Source organism: Erwinia sp. PME.40.26/001 (assembly GCF_055556675.1).
Genome location: NZ_JBVHNP010000005.1, coordinates 116198 through 137352, shown reverse-complemented (window position 1 = coordinate 137352; position 21155 = coordinate 116198). Strand labels below are relative to the sequence as shown.

The window sequence follows — 21155 nt, the reverse complement described above, 5'->3', positions numbered from 1 at the left end:
CTCCGGCTGTGACCTGCAATACTTTCATTCAATACGACAAGGGATAGTTCTGATGACTTCACGATTAACACAGACAGGCTTCGCACGTTTTCTGCTGTTGCCTTTTATCATGCTCGCTTTACTGCTGACACTGAGCGGCTGTGGCGACAAAGAGCCTGAACAGCGCAAGGCTTTTATTGAGTTCCTGCAAACCCGCGTGCTGGCGAAATCTCAACTGGCTGTTCCGCAGCTGACCGACGATGAAAAAAAGGCTTTCGGTCCTTATGCCAGTGACTATGCGATCCTGACCGATTATCACCAGGGAATGAGTGAGATATTTAACGCGTCGCTGGTGCCTGTTTTTTCCAGCCTGAACCACGTGGGTTCGGTCACCACGCTGATAGCTAAACGCGACGAAATGAGCAAAATGGCCGCTGACAGTAAGGCATGGGAGCCTGCGCTTGCCAAACAACGCGCGGACGCTGATGCGAAACACCAGGCGCTGAAGCAGCCGGAAGATTTGAAAGCGGTCTACGATCAGGTGTATACCAAACTGGTAGCACAGCCTGATGACGTGGCCCGCCAGATCGCCACGCTGGTGCCGGAAACACTGTCTCTGGTGGTCAGTCAGGTCGATCTGCTGAAACAGCAGGGTGATAAGGTGAAGATTATCGGTAACAGCGTTCAGTTCACCGATCAGAAGGCACTGGATCAGTACAACGCCATTCAGCAAAAATTACAGCCGTTGGTGACTGAGCTGTCGAATACGGTGAGTAAATTAGAAAATATGATGCGTTAACAGTTAAACGGTGGCGACCGCAACAGCGGTCGCCACTGACCCAATGCCTTATTCTGCGGGCAGTGCGACCACGTCACGAACCATCTCGTCAATAGCACTTTTCAGCTCGGCCTGGTTAATCGGTGCGCTGCTGTTTGCCACCGTTTTACCATAAGCTTTACGCACCACTTCCATCACCGGTTTCCCTGTTTTCGCATCCAGAAGCTCGGCCTCGAGGAACAGCACGCTGTTCTGCGTCCGGTGGCCGGATGCGGCCATGGTGCTGGCTACCACTGCGGCCACCGGAACCACTTCATAAAATTTCATGTCCTGATTTTCCGCGTTCACTGCCGTGATGGCGGTTTTCATCACCAGCGTACCGGGTTCCGGCTGACTCACCAGCGGCTTGCGCTGCGCAACCGCGGTTTTGAGCTGGTTATCGAGGTACATTCGAATCTGGTCAAGTGTTGCCTGGCTGACCCGGTTATTGGGCTTTGCGGCAGGATAGTAAACGACCGGGGTGTAATAGATCCCGCGATAGTCGGACAGCTTGTAGTCCGGCGAAATCCAGCGCAGCGTTTGATGGCCGCTGGGCGATTCGGACGGTTTCAGTTTTGAGTAATCCGATAAGAAACCGGAATATTGAGTGGTATTAGCCACTTTAGACGAACAGCCCGCCAGCACTAAACACAACGTTGCCAGCCCGGCGACCAGAGGTAAACGTGCAGAATGCATTGCCATATCCTTACAGGGTGAAGGTTATTCAAGCATAGAGCGCCTGTCATCAATCACCAGACAATGTGCACAATATTTGTTCTGGCTGCACTGATGGCTAGGTTTTTAGCTTCGGATCCAGCGCATCACGCAGGCCATCTCCCAGCAAATTAAAAGCCAGCACGGTGAGGAAGATTGCCAGACTGGGGAAAATCGCCACATGCGGAGCCATCACCATATCAGCCTGCGCCTCATTGAGCATGGCCCCCCACTCCGGCGTCGGGGGCTGTGCCCCCAGCCCAAGGAACGACAGACTGGCCGCAGAAATAATGGATGTACCAATACGCATGGTGAAATACACCACGATCGATGACAGCGTTCCGGGCAGGATGTGGCGCAGGATAATCGTCAGATCCGATGCCCCGATGCTGCGCGCCGACTCAATATAGGTCAGATGCTTCAGGACCAGCGTATTCCCCCGCACCAGCCGGGCAAAAGCCGGAATACTGAAGATCGCCACAGCGAGAATCACGTTCGACATGCCGTTGCCCATCACCGCCACAACGGCTATCGCCAGCAGGATCCCGGGAAACGCAAACAGCACGTCACAAATGCGCATGATGATGCGATCCCACCAGCCTTCGTAATAGCCCGCCAGCAGTCCCAGCAATGTGCCAATCGCCGCACCGACTGCCACGGAGAAAAATCCCGCCACCAGAGAGAGCCGGCTGCCCAGCAGCACGCGGCTGAAAATATCCCGCCCGAGCGCATCTACCCCAAACCAGTGGATCAGCGACGGCCCTTCATTCAGCCGGTCGTAATCAAAAAAGTTTTCCGCATCAAACGGCGCAAGCAGCGGAGCAAACAGCGCCGTCAGGATCAGCAGCAGCACAAAAACAGCGGCGATCATCGCCACGTGCTGGCGGCGGAATCGTCGCCAGAACTCCCGCCACGGCGTACGGACGCGATGGGGGCTGACACCCGGCAGCGCAGAAAGAACGGCGTTACGTCGCCAGTTGATCATCGTGCATCCTTACTTATAGCGAATGGCGGGGTTGATAGCCGCATACAGCATATCGACCACCAGGTTAATCAAGATAAATTCCATCGAAAACAGCAGCACCTCGGCCTGGATCACCGGGTAGTCGCGCATGGCCACCGAATCCACCAGCAGTCGTCCCAGACCCGGCCAGTTGAAGACCACTTCCACCACGATCGACCCGCCGAGCAGGAAGCCAAACTGCAACCCCATCATGGTCACCACCGGGATCATGGCGTTTCGCAGTCCGTGTTTAATCACCACCACCGATTCACGCACGCCTTTGGCACGCGCGGTACGCATGTAATCCTCCTGCATTACCTCAACGAATGAGGCGCGGGTAAAACGTGCCATCACGGCCGCCACGGCCGCCCCCAGAGTGATAGAGGGTAAAATGTAGTGCTGCCAGCTATCGGCACCGACCGTCGGCAGCCAGCCCAGTTCAACAGAGAAAATCTGCATTAGCAGAATACCCAGCGCAAATGCCGGGAACGAAATCCCCGATACGGCCAGCGTCATGCCCAGCCGGTCGGGCCAGCGGTTGCGCCACACGGCAGAGGCAATACCAATCGCCATACCAAAAATAACCGACCACACCATGCTGGTCAGCGTCAGCCACAGGGTGGGCAGAAAACGCTGGGCGATCTCCTCAGCGACCGGGCGCTTTGACACCATGGAGATACCAAAATCGCCGCGCACAACGTGGGTAATGTAGTGCCAGAACTGCTGCGGTAATGGCAGATCCAGGCCCAGTTGCTGGCGGACCATTGCCACTACCTCGGCATCGGCTTCGCGTCCGGCAATCAGCCGCGCCGGATCGCCCGGCAGCAGGTGGACAAACAGGAAGACCAGCACCGCGACAATCAACAGCGTCGGGATCAGACCCAGTAAACGTTTTAAAAAGTAATTAAGCATCTTGCACCCTGCGCCCCCCTTTTCAGGGGGCGCGCCAGTCGGTTACTTCAGGTCGGCATCGTCAAAGCTGAACGAGGTATCCGGCATCACATAAAATCCGGTCAGATTTTTGGTATTGGCTGACACCAGCTTTTCCACCACCAGCGGAGCCCAGGGCTGATCTTTCCAGATACGATCCTGAGCGTCTTTGTACAACGCAGCTTTTTTCTCGCCGTCGGTGGTATTCAGCGCATCAGCCAGGTCTTTATCAACCTGCGGATTGCTGTAGAAGGCGGTATTAAAGATGGTCGGTGGCCAGGACTGGGTAGCAAACAGCGGCGTCAGCGCCCAGTTGGCTTCCCCTGTCGACGCAGACCAGCCGGTGTAAAACATTCTCACACCGCTCTCTTTCTGGCCTTTATCTTCCACCTGCGCCGCGCGCTGGCCGGCATCCATGGCTGTCAGTTCGACTTTGATACCGACCTGCGCCAGCTGCTGCTGGGTGAACTGCAACACTTTTTGTGCCGTACTGTGGTTGTGAGAAGACCACAGCGCCGTGGTAAAGCCGTTGGGATAGCCCGCCTCTTTCAGCAGCTCACGCGCTTTGGCCGGGTTGTATTCCGGGGTCGGGTAGCTTTGTGAATACTGGATCGACGGCGGCACGATCCCCGTTGCCGGGGTGGCATAGCCGGCAAAGGCCACTTTCGCCAGGGCCTGTCGGTTGATGGCGTAATTAATTGCTTCACGCACCTTCGGATTATCAAACGGCTTTTGCGTCACGTTAAAGCTGATGTAACGCTGCATGATGGACGGTGAGGTGACCAGATCCAGCTTGCTGTTTTTTTCCAGCAGTCTGGCCTGCTCAAACGGGATCGGGAAAGCAAAGTTCGCTTCCCCGGTTTGCAGCATAGCGGAACGGGTATTGTTATCCACCACCGGACGCCAGGTGATACTGTCCAGTTTTGGATAACCCGTTTTCCAGTAGCCGGCGAACTTTTTCACCTTCACAAACTCGGTCTGATTCCAGGTCACAAACTCGTACGGACCGGTGCCGACCGGGTGGAAGCCGATGTCCTTGCCGTATTTTTTCAGTGCAGCCGGCGAGATCATCGCCGCTGCCGGGCTGGCCAGGGTATTAATAAAGGCCGAGAACGGCTGCTTAAGGGTAATTTTTACCGTACTGTCGTCCACTACGTCCGTCGTGGCGATGGTTTTGAACAGGTTATAACGTTTGAGATGGTTATCCGGATTGCTGGCACGGTCGAGGTTAGCCTTGACCGCGGCCGCGTTAAACGGCGTACCGTCCTGGAACTTCACGCCTTCTCTCAGCTTAATGGTGTAAATCAATCCGTCCGGGCTGGCCTGATAGCTTTCCGCCAGCACATTTTCCAGCTTCATGGCTTTATCAAAGCCAAACAGCCCCTGATAGAAGGACTTTGCCACCGCCTGCGACAGCGTATCGTTGGCATCGTACGGATCGAGCGTGGTGAAATTGGAGGCAACAGCAATGGTTACGTCTTTCGCCGCCCAGGCGGGCAGTGCGACGGCGCTACCGAGCAGGCCAGCGGTTAACAGCAACTTACGCGTGTATTGATTCATCATCTTACGTCATCCCTTGTTGTCGTTATGCAGAATTCAGGTGCGGTGAATGGCATGGCGCGCCACGTAGTGCCCGGCGCTCACCTCCACCAGTGGGGCCACCTCCGGCTCGTCGCCGACAGCACGTATCGGGCTGGGTATTTCATCAACTAACAGTGCCCGTTCACGCCGACGGTGTGCCGGATTGGCTACGGGCACCGCCGCCATCAGCTTGCGGGTGTAAGGATGCTGGGGATGTTCGAATACCGCCTGCCGGGGCCCGATCTCCACAATCTGCCCGAGGAACATCACCGCCACGCGATGGCTGATGCGCTCCACCACCGCCATATCGTGGGAAATAAACAGAAACGCAATGCCGAACTCGCGCTGCAGATCGAGCATCAGATTGATAATCTGCGCCTGAACAGATACATCCAGCGCAGAGACCGCCTCATCCGCGATCACCACCTTCGGGTTAAGCGCCAGTGCCCGGGCAATGCAGATGCGCTGACGCTGCCCACCGGAGAACTCATGTGGGTAGCGCTGGGCATGTTCCGGCAGCAGGCCGACGCGCTCCAGCAGAGTGGCGACGCGCTGCGCGGCTTCCTCGCCGCGGGCAATACCATGCACCAGCAGCGGTTCCATAATGGAAAAGCCCACCGTCAGGCGCGGGTCGAGCGAGGCGTAGGGGTCCTGAAAGATAAACTGGATATCCCGCCGCAGGTGCGACAGCGCGCTGCCAGCCAGCGTCTCAATGCGCTGACCGTTAAAGGTAATACTGCCTCCCTGGCTCTCGACCAGTCTCAGCAAAGAGCGGCCGGTGGTCGACTTACCGCAGCCGGACTCCCCCACCAGCGCCAGCGTTTCGCCGGGCCGGAGATCGAAGCTCACCTTCTCCACGGCATGCACCCGCCGGTGTACGCGGTTCAGCAACCCGCTACGGATATCAAACCGGGTGACCAAATCGCGTACCTGCAAAATGGGTTCCGCCTGCGGGTCTACTGTATCCTGGGGCTGTTCATCCACCGGTTCGCCGTCACGCAGCAGCGGGAATTTCGCCGGCCAGTGTCGTCCGGTCATCGCGCCCAGTTTGGGTACTGCAGCCAGCAACGCACGGGTATAGGGTTGCCCGGGTGCGGAAAAAATGGCATCAACGCTGCCGGTTTCCACCACGTCACCGCGATACATCACCTGCACACGATCGGCCATTTCGGCCACCACCCCCATATCGTGAGTGATAAAAATCACCCCCATCTGCATCTCTTTTTGCAGCACGCGGATCAGCTGCAGGATCTGCGCCTGAATAGTGACATCGAGCGCCGTCGTCGGCTCATCGGCAATCAGCAGGGCAGGACGGCAGGAGAGCGCCATGGCAATCATCACCCGCTGACGCATTCCACCGGAGAGCTGATGTGGGTAGCGTCCCAGCACGTTTTTAGCCTCCGGTATCCGCACCAGATCAAGCATTCGCTGTGCCTCAGCCAGCGCCCCGGCATGGCTTTTTCCCTGATGCAGGCGGATGGATTCAGCAATCTGCTCCCCCACCGGAAACACCGGGTTAAGCGAGGTCATCGGCTCCTGAAAGATCATCGCCATATCGGCACCGCGAATGCGACGCAGCTGCGACTGTGACAGCGTGGCAAGGTTGACCTGCTGCTGATTACGGCGGCGCAGCCACATCTCACCGCTTTCGATAACCCCACCGCCCTGTTCCACCAGCCGCATCAGCGCCAGCGAGGTGACGGACTTCCCGGAGCCGGATTCTCCGACAATGGCCAGGGTTTCCCCCCGGCGGACGTCCAGCGACAGCTTATTCACCGCCTGAGTGTGCTGGCCTTCATGCTGAAAACTGACGCTGAGATTGCGCACCGACAGCACCACATCATCCTGATGGGAAAAGGCGCTCATCAGGGCTCCTCCCGATAGATGGCAACGACCGGAAGCTCGCCGGCCACCGCATAACCGCGATACATTCCTTCGCTGTTAAAGGGCAGGGCCAGATTGCCCTCAGTATCAATGGCGATCAGACCGCCGCTGCCGCCCAGCGCAGGAATTTTTTCGTGGACCAGCCTATCGCTGGCCTGCTGCAACGACAGCCCGCCATATTCCATCAGTGCGGCGATATCATAGGCGGCCAGCGTGCGCATAAAGACCTCTCCGGTGCCGGTGCAGGAGATCGCTACGCGATCGCTGGCGTAGCAGCCAGCCCCGGGCAGCGGCGAATCCCCTACCCGCCCGACCTGTTTATTGGTCATTCCCCCGGTCGAGGTAGCAGCAGCAAGGTTGCCTGCGCTATCCAATGCGACGGCCCCCACAGTGCCAAATTTGCGGTCAGGGGGCAGGCCGCCGTCGTGATCCAGCAGCATTTGCTGTGTGCTCAGCGCGTGTTCAAGCTGGGCGCGGCGCTCCGGAGTGGAAAAAAAATCGTTGCTGACCATTTCCAGCCCCTGTTTTTCCGCAAACGATTCCGCACCCTGGCCAATAAACAGCACATGGGGGCTGTTTTCCAGCACCGAACGGGCTGCCAGAACCGGATGGCGTACCCGGCAGACTCCCGCGACAGCCCCGACTTCGCGCGTGCGGCCATCCATCACGCAGGCATCCAGTTCGTGCGTACCTTCGTGGGTGAAAACCGCACCGACGCCGGCATTGAACAACGGACACGCCTCCAGCTGGCGCACCGCCTCGGTGACCACATCCAGCGCGCTGCTTCCCGCTGCCAGCAGTGCCTGCGCGCTGGCCACAATCTGCAGCAGCGCCTGACGGTAAAGCAGCTCTTTATCTGCATCCATGCTGGCACGCGCGATAGCTCCTGCACCACCGTGAATTGCAATCGTCGCTCTGGCCATGATTCATTTTCCCTGTGTAACAAATCAGCATGAAAAACACTGAGTTAGAATGTATTTGTCGAAAAATAGCAGTTTTTGACTATAGGCAGGCAATATAGGGATGTAAAGCGGAAAGTTCGCACCCTGATAATAACGAATGATTCTAAGATAGAGTCTGAAGTAAGGTCAGGAGGCGGTTACACGGGCAGACGTGACCCTGGGAGGGATTCGCGCCATAATAAGCCCATCAGATTTTGTACGTATCGTGGAGGACATAAGAAAAATGGATGCTTTTACTGCGGGATTGATCTCGCTTGATGACGCACTGCACACCCTGCTGGCTGGCATCACCCCAGTGCAGGAGCAGGAATCAGTGGCTCTGCCCGATGCCGCCGGGCGGATCACCGCCTGCGCGGTTACCTCCCCGATCGATGTTCCCTCGTTCGATAACTCCGCGATGGATGGCTATGCCCTGCGTCTGGCCGACCTCGCATCCGGGAATGCGCTACCCGTGGCAGGCAAATCCTTTGCCGGAGCCCCTTTCACCGGCAGCTGGCCTGCCGGGAGCTGCATTCGGATCATGACCGGCGCCGCACTGCCTGCGGGGTGTGAAGCGGTGGTGATGCAGGAGCAGACCGAACCGGATGGCGAAGCTATCCGCGTTACGGCCCGCGTCAGCGCCGGGCAGAATATTCGCCGGGTGGGCGAAGATATTCGTCAGGGCAGCCGGGTGCTTGACGCCGGATGCCTGCTCGGTGCGGCAGAACTGCCGCTGCTGGCATCCCTGGGTATTGCGGAGGTGAGTGTAGTACGCAGGCTGCGCGTTGCCCTGTTCTCCACCGGTGACGAACTACAACCGGTGGGTCAGCCGCTGGCCCCGGGGCAGACCTATGATACAAACCGCTTCGCCGTCAGCCTGATGCTGAAAAAACTGGGCTGTGAGGTGTTCGACCTCGGCATTATCCGTGACAATCCTGACGCACTCCGGTCGGCTTTTATTCAGGCCGACCGCCTCGCCGATGTGGTGATCAGCAGCGGCGGGGTGTCGGTCGGTGAAGCCGACTACACGCGAAACATGCTGGAAGAGCTGGGTGAAGTCGGCTTCTGGAAGCTGGCGATGAAGCCCGGCAAACCTTTCGCCTTTGGTCGCCTGCCAGACAGCTGGTTCTGCGGCCTGCCCGGTAACCCGGTGTCGGCGGTCGTGACCTTCTATCAGCTGGTACAGCCGCTGCTGGCCAGGCTGTCCGGACAGGATGGGCCTGCCCTACCGCCCCGCCAGCGTGTGCGCTGTACCAGCGCGCTGAAAAAATCACCTGGCCGTCTCGATTTCCAGCGTGGGTGGGTACAACGCAATGCGCAGGGTGAGCTGGAAGTCAGCAGCACCGGGCACCAGGGATCACACATCTTCAGCTCTTTCCACCAGGCTAACTGCTTTATTGTTCTGGAGCAGGATCGCGGAAACGTAGCAGCCGGAGAATGGGTAGAGATAGAACCTTTCAATGCACTGCTGGCAGGCTGATATGTTACCGGAACTGAGCGACGAGGAGATGCTGCGCTACAATCGCCAGATTGTCCTGCGCGGCTTTGACTTTGAGGGCCAGGAGAGGCTGAAAGCGTCCCGCGCTCTGATCGTTGGGCTTGGTGGTCTGGGCTGTGCCGCCAGCCAGTATCTGGCCTCCGCCGGGGTGGGCCATCTGACGCTGCTCGATTTTGACCACGTATCAAGCTCCAACCTGCAGCGGCAGGTGCTGCACGGCGAAGCCCAGGTCGGCATGGCCAAAGTCGACTCCGCACGTACGCGCCTCGCCGCCATCAACTCACTGATCGCCCTTGAGACGATCAACGCCCGGTTGACGGATGCGCAGCTGGACGGCGTCATCGCATCACATCAGATGGTGGTCGACTGCTGTGATAACGTGGAGACACGCGAACAACTCAACCGCCTGTGCCACGCCCGCAAAGTGCCGCTGGTGTCCGGTGCGGCCATCCGCATGGAGGGCCAGATCAGCGTCTTTACCTGGAAAGAGGATGAGCCCTGTTACCGCTGCGTCAGCCGCCTGTTCGGGGCCGCCACTCTGAGCTGCGTAGAGGCGGGCGTGATGGCGCCACTGGTTGGTGTTATCGGTTCGCTCCAGGCGATGGAGGCGATTCGCACCCTGACCCATTACGGCACACCGGTGGCGGGTAAGCTCCTGCTGTACGATGCCATGACCTTACAGTTCCGTACTATGACGTTGTCCAAAGATCCTGAGTGTGAAGTGTGCGGCATTGCCAGCGAGCACTATAGTTAAGCCAGTGCCTGGATGCCTAAAGGATTGTTAAGCCCATGATCGATGAGCACAACGCGATAGCTGAGAGCGAAAAATCGTCTCTGCGCCAGCTGATGATCATCTTTCTGTTAGTGATTATCGCGGCGGTTATTACCATCAACGGCTGGGTGATCTGGACATCATGGAACCGCATGATTTCCACCTCGCAGGTTGATGCCAGAAATCTTTCGCAGTCACTCTCCCGCCAGGCGGAAGATACCTTTCTGCAGGTCGATCTTACCCTGCAGGATCTCCGCGATCGCATCTCCCTGATCGGCCTGCGAGAGGATCAGAGCGACTACCTGCGTGAGATTCTGACCAATCGTAAAGCCAGTCTGCCCCAGCTACACGGGCTGTTTATCTTTGATGCGGAAGGCAACTGGCTGGTGACCTCTGACGGTAATATGCCCAGGCATGCCAACAACGGCGATCGGGAATATTTCCACTTCCATCAGCAGAATCCGGGGAGCGAGGTTCATATCGGTAAAGTGATCCGCAGCAGAACCACCGGCGATTTAATTATTCCGGTCTCAATGCGGCTGGATAACTACGACGGCTCTTTCCGTGGCGTGCTACTGGCCTCCGTGCGGCTGGATTTTTTTAAACAAATTTATAATTACTACAATCTGAACGAGCACGACGTGCTGGCCCTGATGCTGAAAGACGGCACCATTCTGTACATCCGTCCGTTCACCAACGATGCGATTAACCGCAATATCTCTCAAAGCCCGCTGTTTACCAACCTGCTGAAAAACGCCACCAGCGGCACGGCCATTTATAAATCAGCCTTTGACGGCATTGAAAGGGTCTTTGGGTATTCCAGCCTGCGGCGCTACCCGCTGGTGGTGGCCGCCGGTTATGATAAAGAACTGCTGCTGGAAGCCTGGTTCTCCGATATCAGCGTTTATGCCCTGCTCTGCACCATTCTGTTGATCGTAATCTCACTGCTGGGGTTTTTGGTGCTGCGCCACATCTCCCTCAACCTGAAAAACCAGTATGAGCTGAGAGAGGTGCGCGATCGGCTCACTTCAGTTAACCGCACTCTGCAAACGCTGGCGCTGGTGGATGGTCTGACGGGGCTGGCAAACCGCAGGCAGTTTGACCTCTATCTGCAGCGCAGTGCCGAACGGTCGGCAAAGCTGCACTCGCCGCTGGCGCTGCTGATGATCGACGTGGATTCGTTCAAGCTGTTTAACGACACATACGGCCATCTGGCCGGCGATGAGTGCCTGAAACTGATCGGTGATACGCTGGCACACCTGCCCCGTCGCCCGGAGGATCTGGTCGCGCGCTATGGGGGAGAAGAGTTTGCCGTGATTATGCCGGGAGCCGATCGTGAAGCTGCGCTGCGCTTTTCCCGCCAGGCCGTGGCGGCCATAGCCGCGCTGAAAATCCCTCACGGACAGGCAGAGGTCACAGGCAGTGTGGTGACCATCAGCGTGGGAATGCATGTGATGAATGCTGAACGTAATGTTGATGCGGGGCTGGCCCTGATTGCAGAGGCCGATAAAGCCCTTTATGCGGCGAAAAAAGCGGGAAAAAACCGGGTAGCGGAAAATCGGTAAGGGAGAGGGGCGACCGGTGAACCGATCACCCCTGCGGGATAACGTCCCCCGTGTCGTGGCGCTCCACAACACGGACAGATATCCCAACCGGCAGAACGTTAAACGATGCCCTGGCTGCGCAGGTAATCTTCGTAGTCACCGGTGAAGTCGTTAATTTTGCCCGGCGTCATTTCAATTACGCGGGTCGCCAGTGAGCTGACGAACTCGCGGTCGTGAGAAACGAAGATCAGCGTCCCTTCGTACATTTCCAGCGCCATGTTCAGCGCTTCGATAGATTCCATGTCGAGGTGGTTAGTTGGCTCATCCATGATCAGCACGTTAGGCTTCTGCATCATCAGCTTACCGAACAGCATGCGGCCCTTCTCGCCGCCGGACAGTACCTTAGCTGGCTTCTTGATGTCGTCCTGGCTGAACAGCAGGCGACCCAGAATACCGCGTACCGCCTGCTCGTCATCGCCTTCCTGCTTCCACTGGCTCATCCAGTCAAACACGGTGAGATCGTCTGCGAAGTCATGCGCGTGATCCTGCGCGTAGTAACCGACCTGTGCATTTTCAGACCATTTTACCGTGCCGTTATCCGGCAGCAGCTCACCAATCAGCGTTTTCAGCAGCGTGGTTTTACCGATACCGTTAGGGCCTAAAATTGCCAGCTTCTCGCCCACTTCCAGCAGCATGTTGACGTTTTTAAACAGAGGACCGTTATCGAAACCTTTAGTAACGGCTTCCAGCGTCAGCGCATTACGGAACAACTTCTTATCCTGCTCAAAACGGATAAACGGGTTCTGGCGGCTGGAGGCTTTCACTTCGTCGAGCTTGATTTTATCAATCTGCTTGGCACGAGAGGTGGCCTGACGGGATTTCGAGGCGTTGGCGCTGAAGCGGCTGACGAAGGACTGCAGTTCGTTGATCTGCGCTTTTTTCTTCGCGTTATCGGACAGCAGGCGTTCGCGGGCCTGGGTGGCCGCCGTCATATATTCGTCATAGTTACCCGGATACACGCGCAGTTCGCCGTAATCCAGATCCGCCATGTGTGTGCACACCATGTTCAGGAAGTGACGGTCATGCGAAATAATGATCATGGTGCTGTTACGTTCGTTCAGCACCTGCTCCAGCCAGCGGATGGTATCGATGTCCAGGTTGTTCGTCGGTTCGTCAAGCAGCAGAATTTCCGGGTTAGAGAACAGCGCCTGTGCCAGCAGCACACGCAGTTTCCAGCCGGGCGCGACTTCACTCATCGGGCCGTAGTGCTGTTCCAGCGGAATGCCCACGCCCAGCAGCAGTTCACCGGCACGCGCTTCTGCGGTGTAGCCGTCCATTTCGCCATACTTCTCTTCGAGATCGGCCACTTTGTAGCCGTCCTCTTCGCTCATTTCCGGCAGCGCATAAATGGCATCGCGCTGTTCTTTCACTGCCCACAGCTCACCGTGGCCCATGATCACCGTGTCCAGCACCGAGTACTTTTCAAAGGCGAACTGATCCTGGCGCAGCTTACCGAGACGCTCGTTAGGATCGAGGGCGACGTTGCCGCCGGACGGCACCAGATCGCCACCAAGAATTTTCATAAAGGTGGATTTACCGCTGCCGTTGGCACCGATCAGACCGTAGCGGTTGCCGCCGCCAAATTTGACAGAAATGTTTTCGAACAGCGGCTTACTGCCAAACTGCATGGTGACGTTGCTGGAAACTAGCACAGAGATAGCCTTTAATTTGCGATGTGAGTATGTGAGTCAGCGCGCATTATGCCAAAAAAAAGGCGCGCGGCATACAGTGGTCTGGCAGGAGGGAGGGTCAGGGAGCACATTGCGGCCGGGGCATTCCCCGGCCGGCAGATTAATGACTTGCCGCTTTACGCTTCGATGCACTGAGCGCTTTGCTCTCTTCTTCGTTGCTCAGCCAGTCATGCAGATAATGTTCGATCTGCTCCAGGCTACGATTGCGGGTTTCCGGGATGCACTTAATCACGAATATTGCCCCGACAATGCCGATTAAGCCAAAGATAAAGAACGCGCCCGACAGCCCCACGCTGGCCAGCAGCATCGGAAACGCCAGAGAGATGAGGAAGTTGGCGATCCACATAGCAAAGACGGCTCCGCCCATAAAGATGCCACGCAGGCGCGTCGGGAAGATTTCGGACAGCAGCAGCCAGGTCACTGGCGACAGCGCCCCCTGCTGGAAGCTCAGGAACATCAGCATTCCCAGCAGCACCATATAACTGCGTAAGACATCCACCTGGCCATTAATAGTTTCCGGCATGAAATAGCTGACGGCACCAATAAAGAACAGGCAGGCGGTACAGCCAAACTGGCCGATTTTCACCATCGTCCGTCGTCCAATTTTACCCAGTAACCAGATCCCAACAAAGGTCATGATTACCGAGATGGCACCGTTAGCGATGGTGGCAAACAGCGCGGCATCGGTACTCATTCCCACCGCTTTTAACATCGTCGGGGCGTAATACATGATGGTGTTCACGCCGGAGGTTTGCTGGATCACCGCTACGCCAATGCCGATCAGAAACAGCTTAAACAGCCAGGGCTTTCTCAGTTCGCGGAGACTGGTCCGTGTCTGCTGCTTGTCTTCCTCTTCCAGCGTTTCGGTGATCTCTTCAAGCTCCCACTCGACATCCTCTTTGGCGCGGGTACGCTCCAGCACCTGGCGCGCTTCGGCCAGACGCCCTTTCATTGCATACCAGCGTGGCGAGTCCGGCATAAACATCATGCCAAACCACAGCAGTACCGCAGGGATAGTGGCGACGGCCAGCATCCAGCGCCAGGTTTCATGCCCGCCCCACGCGGCGTTAAAACCGGCGTTAGAAATGTAAGCCAGCATCTGCCCGGAGACAATCATCAACTCCTGGATGGTGACCAGCTGACCGCGCTTATTCGCCGGGGCGATTTCCGCAATGTAGATCGGCACGGTAGCCGAAGCGCCGCCGACAGCCACGCCTAATACCAGTCGGAAGAAGATCATCCATTCCACATTCGGTGCCAGGGCGGTTCCCATAGCGCCGACAGCGAAGATGATCGCCAGAATGATGATGATCTTTTTACGGCCGGCTGACGCGGCGAAATGCCCGGAGAACAGCGCGCCAAATGCGGCACCAAACAACAGTGAACTGGTCACCAGTCCTGTGGTGAAGGGAGTTAGGTGTAATTCGTCGCCCATAAACAGCAGCGCGCCAGAAATAACGCCGGTGTCGTAACCGAAAAGTAATCCGCCGAGGGTGGCAACCAACGCAATGACCTTAACAAAAGGTTCTGTTTTGGTATCGCTGTTGGGCCCTGATGCCCGGTTCGGGGTGATATATTGTTCTTTTGCCATGGTGACTACAGTGACCTCTCATCGACCTGGTTAGTGGGGTACAGAGTGGTGAATCATTATGTTATTGACCGTTCACCGCCTCTGCGAACTAATTTAGATCATTTTTTTCATTTTAATTAACAATGAAAATTAAATTTTGAGGCTTGCATCCCATTATTTCATTATATTTGCGATACAAATCACATAAACACGCCAATAACGTTGTAATGGTGTGATCCAAATGCAGCAAATATATGTTGAGAACATTTCATCTCATCAAAATCACTTCCCTCTCATTTCATTTTTAGAGTTATGATGAAAGGAATAAATCATTTTCATGAAAGAAAAATATCATTAAAAACTTAATAAAACATTAATTATCAGTGAGTTAATTTAATGATAGGTTATTTTCATTGTGGAGGATTCAGCTATCAGTATTGAGGATAGCGCTCTCATTCCCGCCGCCCCGGCATGAAATTACAGGCACTGGCAATCGGGCACTGATAAGAAAGCCTCAGTGAGATAAAAAGCAGGGTGACTCATGGGGGGGTGACTTCAGATGAAGGGGGGGAATAAAAAAGCGTGGCCGTCTGACAACAGCCACACCGGGTGATTAACAGGGCCGGCTTACTGCGGGTTTTCAGCCGGGCCAAACACCGAATAATTCGGCAATGTCACATTCTGGTACGCTTCCCAGCCGCCGCCCAGTGCTTTATACAGCGCCACCAGGTCAAGCGTGCTTTGCACCCGCGCCTGTTCGGCCTGCTGCTGCGCCTGCGCCAGCTGCCGCTGGGCATCCAGCGCCTCAATAAAGGTTGAGATCCCCTGGCGATAGCTGTCGCTGGCAAGTCTGAAGGCGTTCTGCAACGCTGCCACCGTATCGTCCAGCCCTTCCACCTGCTGCTGATCGCTACGATAGCTGACCAGCGCATTCTCTACGTCCTGCAGTGCCGTCAGCACCGTCTGCCGGTAGCCCAGCGCCGCGCTGGCCTGCTGCGCCCGCGCCAGCTTCACGCCGGAGACCAGCCTGCCCCCCTGGAAGATGGGGATCGTCACCGAGGGGCCATAGCTGTAAAAATTACTGCTCCAGTTATCCAGGTAACTGGCGTCGCTGTTGCGCATGCCAAACTGCCCGGTCAGAGAGAAGCTGGGAAAGAGCTGTGCCACGGAGACACCGATATTCGCCGTAGCGGCATGCAGGCTGGCTTCCGCCTGGCGCACGTCGGGGCGACGGCGCGCCAGCTCCGACGGCACGCCAACCGGGATCGCTTTAGGCAACGCGGGCAGCGGTTTCACCGTCATCAGTTCGGCATCCAGTGCCCCCGGGACTCTGCCGGTTAATACGGCCAGACCGTTCATTGCCTGATGGATCTGCGCCTGATACTGCGGCAGTTGGGCCCGGAGCGAGTTGACCTGCGCGCGGGCATTTTCCACATTTGTCTGCGGGGCCAGCCCGTTACGCTGCTGACTCTGCGTCAGCTCCAGCGTCTGCTGCGCCACGTCGATCTGGGTCTGCAGGGTTTGCGTGATAGCCTGCGCACCGCGCAGCTGCAGGTAGGCCCTGGCGACTTCGGCTTCTAATGACACCAGCGCATCATTACGGTTTTCTACCGACTGTTGCTGCTGTGCGTCAGCCATCTCCACCTGACGGCGAACTTTGCCCCACAGGTCCAGCTCCCATGAGGCGTCAAAGCTGCCCTGATACAAGCCAACCGGTTTCGACAGGCTGTCGAGCGCCGGACGCAGATCCGTTTCGCCGTTCGCCTGATCTATCTGGTCATACACGCCCTCAGACTCCAGCTCACCTTTAATGCCTAACTGCTGACGGGTAAAGCGGGCGTTACCGTTGACCGAGGGCGCCCAGGCACCACGCGCCTGATTGAGCTGCTGTCGCGCCCCGGCGATGCGTAAGACCGCCTGCTGCAGGGATAAATTCCCTTTTACCGCCCGTTCAATCAGGCTGTCCAGCTGCGGATCGTTAAATGTTTTCCACCAGTTCGGGTTGGTCGACGCCGCCAGCGGTGCAGACCCGCCGTCAGGCTGCATGCTGTTAAAACGCGACGGCGTGCCCGGCTTCGGCGACTGATAGTCCGGGCCAACGGCGCAGCCACTCAGCGCCAGCGTCACGGCCAGCAGTACACGACTGCGCGAACGCAAAGAAGAAAAAGGAACGTTCATGTCAGTGTGCTCCCGCACTGCCCTGGCTTTTGATCGGGGCCAGCAGCAGACAAAATGGAATAAGGACAAGGGCAACAATACTAAGGCCCATAAAGACATCAATGTAGGCGAGGAAACGCGCCTGGACGATCATCTGCTTGTAGAGTTGCCCGGTGGCGATGGTGACCGGATCGCCCGCCATATGCACAAAATCTCTCACCCCCTGGGCCCAGCGCTCCACCGCCAGATTAAACGGCTCATTGAGCGGGGTCATGTTATCCACCAGCTGTGCGCTACGCGCCTGCGAACGCTCGGTGATCATCGCGGTAGACAGCGAAATGCCAATCGACCCGGCCACGTTGCGAAACATGGTAAACAGCGCCGAAGCGTCCGCATTGAGCCGCTGCGGGATGGTGACAAAGGCAATGGTCGTCAGCGGCACAAACAGGAAACCCAGACCGATGGTCTGGAAGCTGCGCATGATCACCAGCGAGGTAAAATCGATATCCGGGGTCAGCGTTGACGAGTAGATAAATGATACGCCAAGCAGCAAAAAGCCGAAGGCGATCAGGATCCGCGTCTGGATAATGGGCATCAGCTTCAGTACCAGCGGGATCGACAGCACGATCAACACGGCTCCGGGGGAGAGGACCAGCCCCGACAGCGTGGCGGTATAACCCAGATCCTGCTGCGCCAGCTGCGGGATGACCACCGAGCTGCCATACAGAATGGCCGCCATGCCAGCCATCAGCAGGCAGGCCACCGCAAAGTTGCGATCCTTAAGCACGTGCAGGTCAACCACCGGCCTTTTAGCGTACATCAGCCAGTAAATCGCCCCGACGATGCCGGTCAGCGCCAGCAGAGCAAAGGTGACGATAAAGCTGGACTGGAACCAGTCTTCATCTTCGCCCCGGTCCATCATCACCTGCAGACACCCCAGGCCCAGAGTGATCAGGCTGATACCGATATAGTCAACGCGCAGCTTGCCCTTCGCCCATTTACGCTCCCACGGCGGATCTTCCAGCAGTTGATAAATGGCCAGCACGCTGAGAATCCCCACCGGAATATTAATGAAGAATACCCAGCGCCAGCTGTAGTTATCGGTGATCCAGCCGCCCAGCGTCGGGCCCAGCACCGGGGCTACGATGATGGCAATCGAAGAGAGGCCAAACGCCTTACCGCGATCCTCAGGCTTGAAATAGTCCAGCAGCACCGACTGCTGTACCGGCTGCAGGCCACCGCCAAAAAAACCCTGCAAAATACGGAACAGGATGATCTGCCACAGCTCGGTAGCGATACCGCAGAGAAAAGAGCAGACGGTAAACATCACGATACAGATCAGGAAAAACTGTTTTCTTCCCAGCAGCCGGCTGAGGAAGGCTGAAATGGGCAAGACGATGCCGTTGGCGACCAGATAAGAGGTCAGCACCCAGGTGGATTCGTCGTAGCTGGCCGACAGTGACCCCGCCACGTGCGGCAGGGCAACATTGACGATGGTGGTGTCGAGGATCTCCATAAACACCGCCAGCGTCACCGTCATCGCCACCAGCCACGGGTTACTGGCGGGCTTCCAGCTCTGCGCGGAATTCATTCCAGCGTGACCTTCGGTTCAACCGACAGGCCAATCGGCAACGGACGGTTCGGGTCGAGGCCTTTATCAATGACGATTTTCACCGGCACGCGCTGGACAATCTTCACATAGTTGCCGGTAGCATTCTCAGAAGGGAAAGCAGAGAATCGCGAGCCACTGCCCATCTGCACGCTGTCGACGTGTCCTTCCAGCTTCATGTCCGGCCAGGCGTCGACGCCGATTTCAACCTTGTCACCCGGTTTCATCCGCGCCAGCTGTGACTCCTTAAAGTTAGCCACAATCCATACGTCCGGAGACACCAGTGAAAATAATGACGATCCGGCCTGAACCAGTGTACCGACCTGCACGTTACGCTTGGTGACAAAACCGTCGTAAGGGGCACGAACCTCAGTGTAAGAGAGGTTAAGGTTAGCGGTATTGAGCTGCGCCTGGGCCTGTTCCACCTGGCTCTGACGCGCCTCAACATTGGTTTCCTGCTGACGGATTTGCAGTGCGACCTGAGAAGCCACCTCAACCTGAGCCTGGGCATTCGCCAGTTCCGCTCTGGCGCTGCGCAGCTGGGCGTTCGCCGTATCAATATTGCGCTGGGAGGTCGCACGGGGGTCGACGCCGCGCTGACGTTTATCATCCGCCTGGGCGTTCATGTAATTTGCCTGGGCGCGTGCTAACTGTGCCAGCGCCTGGTCTTTCTGTGCCGGATACTGCACTTTAGCCAGCGCCAACTGTGCCTGCGCCTGATGCAGCTGTGCCTGAGCCAGACCGAGCTGCGCCTGCGCCTGTTCGCGCTGGGCGGTGGTATCTCTGGGGTCAATCACGACCAGCAGATCGCCCTTCTTCACCCGCTGGTTATCCTTCACTCTCAATTCGGTAACATAGCCCGATGCTTTAGGCGCAATAGTCACAGCATCAGCTTCAGTAAAAGCATCGTCGGTGGTTTCAATATTTCGGGTCGTCAGCCAGAACCACAGCGCCACCACCAGCATCAGGACGATAACAATCGCCAGAATGACCAGCGGCTTTTTGCCGGGACGTTTACGCTGAACTTCTTCATCTTCATGTGAAGAGCCATTTTGATGCTGATTTTCATCATCGGGTGCGGAAGGTGTTTGATTAGCCATAGTATCCATCAGTAAAAGGTCCCCTGTTCAGGGGACGCAATTTTTTCAGTCTGGTATAACCATAGGGCTAAAATTGACAAATGCCAGGGTTTCCTGACAAAAGCAGAATTGCCTGACGTCAGGAAGCATGAATAAGCAAAAACAATCCCCATCCTGTGAGCAGTGCCCAGAACAGCATCGGCACAGAATAGAGATGGAAGTGCCACCAGATGGCGCGGTCTTTTGCCATCCGCAGCGCGATAAGATTGGCCAGCGACCCCGGCAGCAGGCCGAAGCCACCAATATTCACCGCCCAGGCCAGCAGCACGGAGGGAGGAAGACTGCTCAGTAACAGGATGGTGGCAGGTACATTGCTGATGACCTGAGACAGCCCCGCCGCCATAAGGAACTGCCCCCCCGGTGATAACTGCCCTGTCGTCTGTAGCAACGACTGAATGAACGGCAACCGGGTCAGTAGAAAGACATCAACAAACATCACGATAAACACCACCAGCAGGCTCCAGTCGATCTCCAGCAGGATACGGCGGGCCATGACGAGGAAAACCGCGAACACCAACAGCAGCCCCCAGACGGCGACATTCAGCTCCAGCGCGACGATAAACACCAGATACAGTATCGCACTGGTATACAGCAGAGAACGCTGCCACGTCGCCGCTGCCTGCTCCTGATGACGCTCAATTTTCTTTGCACGAAAACAGAAGACGGTCAGCAGCAGCAGGCTGGCAACCAGCCAGCCGGCCAGCGGCAGCATCTGAACAATAAAGCCGGCAAACCCTGCTTCACCATGACGCCACAGCAAAATATTTTGCGGGTTACCGATTGGCGTCAGGAGCGAGCCGGCATTCACCGCCAGTGCTTCAAAGATAATCAGCCGGGCAACCGGTAACGCAGAGTATTTCCGCAGAGACAGCGTGAGCGGCACCAGAATAAACAGCGCCACATCGTTCGTCAGGAAGGTGGAAAGCAGCGCCGCCGCCGCGACCAGGAACAGTGCCAGCTGGCGCTGATGGCTAAACCCCTGCACCAGGCGTCGACCCAGTACGTCAAAATAGCCGCTGGCTTCGATGCCTTTGGTCAGCATCAGCAGGCCAGAAAGCGTGATAATTGTCGGCCAGTCAACGGTAGCTGGCAGTTCCGCCAGCCGGAAGGGAACAAAACAGGCCAGTATCAGCCCCAAAACTACTAACAGATGCAGAAAATGATCGTGCAAAAAAGGTCTTAGCAATGAGGTCATGCTGACGCGCCATGTAGTGTCCCGACGAACTGACGCTGTGTCACAGTGAATCCGGCCTGCGGGTTATCTTC

At 56.9% G+C, this 21155-nt stretch carries 16 protein-coding genes; 4 read left to right on the top strand and 12 right to left on the bottom strand.

What is annotated here, in order from left to right:
• The first annotated feature begins 52 nt into the window (after positions 1-52).
• Positions 53-778, top strand: a complete 726-nt coding sequence (locus ACZ3HG_RS15670) for a DUF3053 domain-containing protein (protein WP_465333327.1) — start codon at positions 53-55, stop codon at positions 776-778.
• Between the two features lie 48 nt (positions 779-826).
• Here ACZ3HG_RS15670 and ACZ3HG_RS15665 read toward each other — a convergent pair whose 3' ends face one another.
• From ACZ3HG_RS15665 to ACZ3HG_RS15640, 6 genes are all read right to left on the bottom strand, one after another.
• Positions 827-1492 carry a DUF3313 domain-containing protein gene (locus ACZ3HG_RS15665; protein ID WP_191933340.1) on the bottom strand — a complete coding sequence of 222 codons (666 nt, stop codon included), beginning with the start codon at positions 1490-1492 and terminating at the stop codon, positions 827-829.
• A gap of 97 nt (positions 1493-1589) precedes the next feature.
• A complete protein-coding gene (gene gsiD, locus ACZ3HG_RS15660) occupies positions 1590-2495 on the bottom strand; it encodes a glutathione ABC transporter permease GsiD (RefSeq protein WP_191933341.1) in 906 nt (301 codons plus the stop codon).
• Between the two features lie 9 nt (positions 2496-2504).
• Positions 2505-3425, bottom strand: a complete 921-nt coding sequence (gsiC, locus tag ACZ3HG_RS15655) for a glutathione ABC transporter permease GsiC (RefSeq protein ID WP_465333324.1) — start codon at positions 3423-3425, stop codon at positions 2505-2507.
• 42 nt (positions 3426-3467) lie between these two features.
• Positions 3468-5006 (bottom strand): glutathione ABC transporter substrate-binding protein GsiB, encoded by a 1539-nt coding sequence (gsiB, locus tag ACZ3HG_RS15650; RefSeq protein WP_191933343.1) that lies wholly within the window; start codon positions 5004-5006, stop codon positions 3468-3470.
• Positions 5007-5039: 33 nt separating this feature from the next.
• Positions 5040-6890: a glutathione ABC transporter ATP-binding protein GsiA gene (gene gsiA / locus ACZ3HG_RS15645; RefSeq protein WP_191933344.1), complete on the bottom strand. Its 1851-nt coding sequence runs from the start codon at positions 6888-6890 to the stop codon at positions 5040-5042.
• Positions 6890-7831: an isoaspartyl peptidase/L-asparaginase family protein gene (locus ACZ3HG_RS15640; RefSeq protein ID WP_465333321.1), complete on the bottom strand. Its 942-nt coding sequence runs from the start codon at positions 7829-7831 to the stop codon at positions 6890-6892. Before ACZ3HG_RS15640 ends, gsiA begins: the two co-directional genes overlap by 1 nt.
• A 262-nt stretch (positions 7832-8093) precedes the next feature.
• Here ACZ3HG_RS15640 and moeA point away from each other — a divergent pair, with 262 nt between their 5' ends.
• Genes moeA through ACZ3HG_RS15625 form a run of 3 tightly spaced genes read left to right on the top strand, consistent with a single transcriptional unit; the run spans position 8094 to position 11684 of the window.
• A complete protein-coding gene (moeA, locus tag ACZ3HG_RS15635; protein WP_465333319.1) occupies positions 8094-9329 on the top strand; it encodes a molybdopterin molybdotransferase MoeA in 1236 nt (411 codons plus the stop codon).
• Position 9330: 1 nt separating this feature from the next.
• Positions 9331-10101 (top strand): molybdopterin-synthase adenylyltransferase MoeB, encoded by a 771-nt coding sequence (gene moeB, locus ACZ3HG_RS15630; RefSeq protein ID WP_465333317.1) that lies wholly within the window; start codon positions 9331-9333, stop codon positions 10099-10101.
• Positions 10102-10136: 35 nt separating this feature from the next.
• Entirely contained in the window at positions 10137-11684 is a 1548-nt protein-coding gene (locus tag ACZ3HG_RS15625; RefSeq protein WP_465333315.1) for a sensor domain-containing diguanylate cyclase, read from the top strand.
• 98 nt (positions 11685-11782) lie between these two features.
• Here ACZ3HG_RS15625 and ACZ3HG_RS15620 read toward each other — a convergent pair whose 3' ends face one another.
• The 6 genes from ACZ3HG_RS15620 to ACZ3HG_RS15595 all read right to left on the bottom strand — a co-directional run bounded on the left by ACZ3HG_RS15620 (position 11783) and on the right by ACZ3HG_RS15595 (position 21084).
• Positions 11783-13375, bottom strand: coding sequence for an ABC-F family ATPase (locus ACZ3HG_RS15620; protein WP_062746635.1), 1593 nt, complete (start codon positions 13373-13375; stop codon positions 11783-11785).
• A gap of 139 nt (positions 13376-13514) precedes the next feature.
• Positions 13515-15005, bottom strand: coding sequence for a sugar porter family MFS transporter (locus tag ACZ3HG_RS15615; RefSeq protein WP_191933349.1), 1491 nt, complete (start codon positions 15003-15005; stop codon positions 13515-13517).
• Positions 15006-15611: 606 nt separating this feature from the next.
• Entirely contained in the window at positions 15612-17162 is a 1551-nt protein-coding gene (locus tag ACZ3HG_RS15610; RefSeq protein ID WP_191933350.1) for an efflux transporter outer membrane subunit, read from the bottom strand.
• Position 17163: 1 nt separating this feature from the next.
• Positions 17164-18732 (bottom strand): DHA2 family efflux MFS transporter permease subunit, encoded by a 1569-nt coding sequence (locus ACZ3HG_RS15605; protein ID WP_062746629.1) that lies wholly within the window; start codon positions 18730-18732, stop codon positions 17164-17166.
• Positions 18729-19859, bottom strand: a complete 1131-nt coding sequence (locus tag ACZ3HG_RS15600) for an HlyD family secretion protein (RefSeq protein ID WP_191933351.1) — start codon at positions 19857-19859, stop codon at positions 18729-18731. Before ACZ3HG_RS15600 ends, ACZ3HG_RS15605 begins: the two co-directional genes overlap by 4 nt.
• 109 nt (positions 19860-19968) lie before the next feature.
• Complete coding sequence (locus ACZ3HG_RS15595) at positions 19969-21084, bottom strand: SLC13 family permease (RefSeq protein ID WP_191933352.1); 1116 nt, start codon at positions 21082-21084, stop codon at positions 19969-19971.
• Positions 21085-21155: the final 71 nt, after the last annotated feature.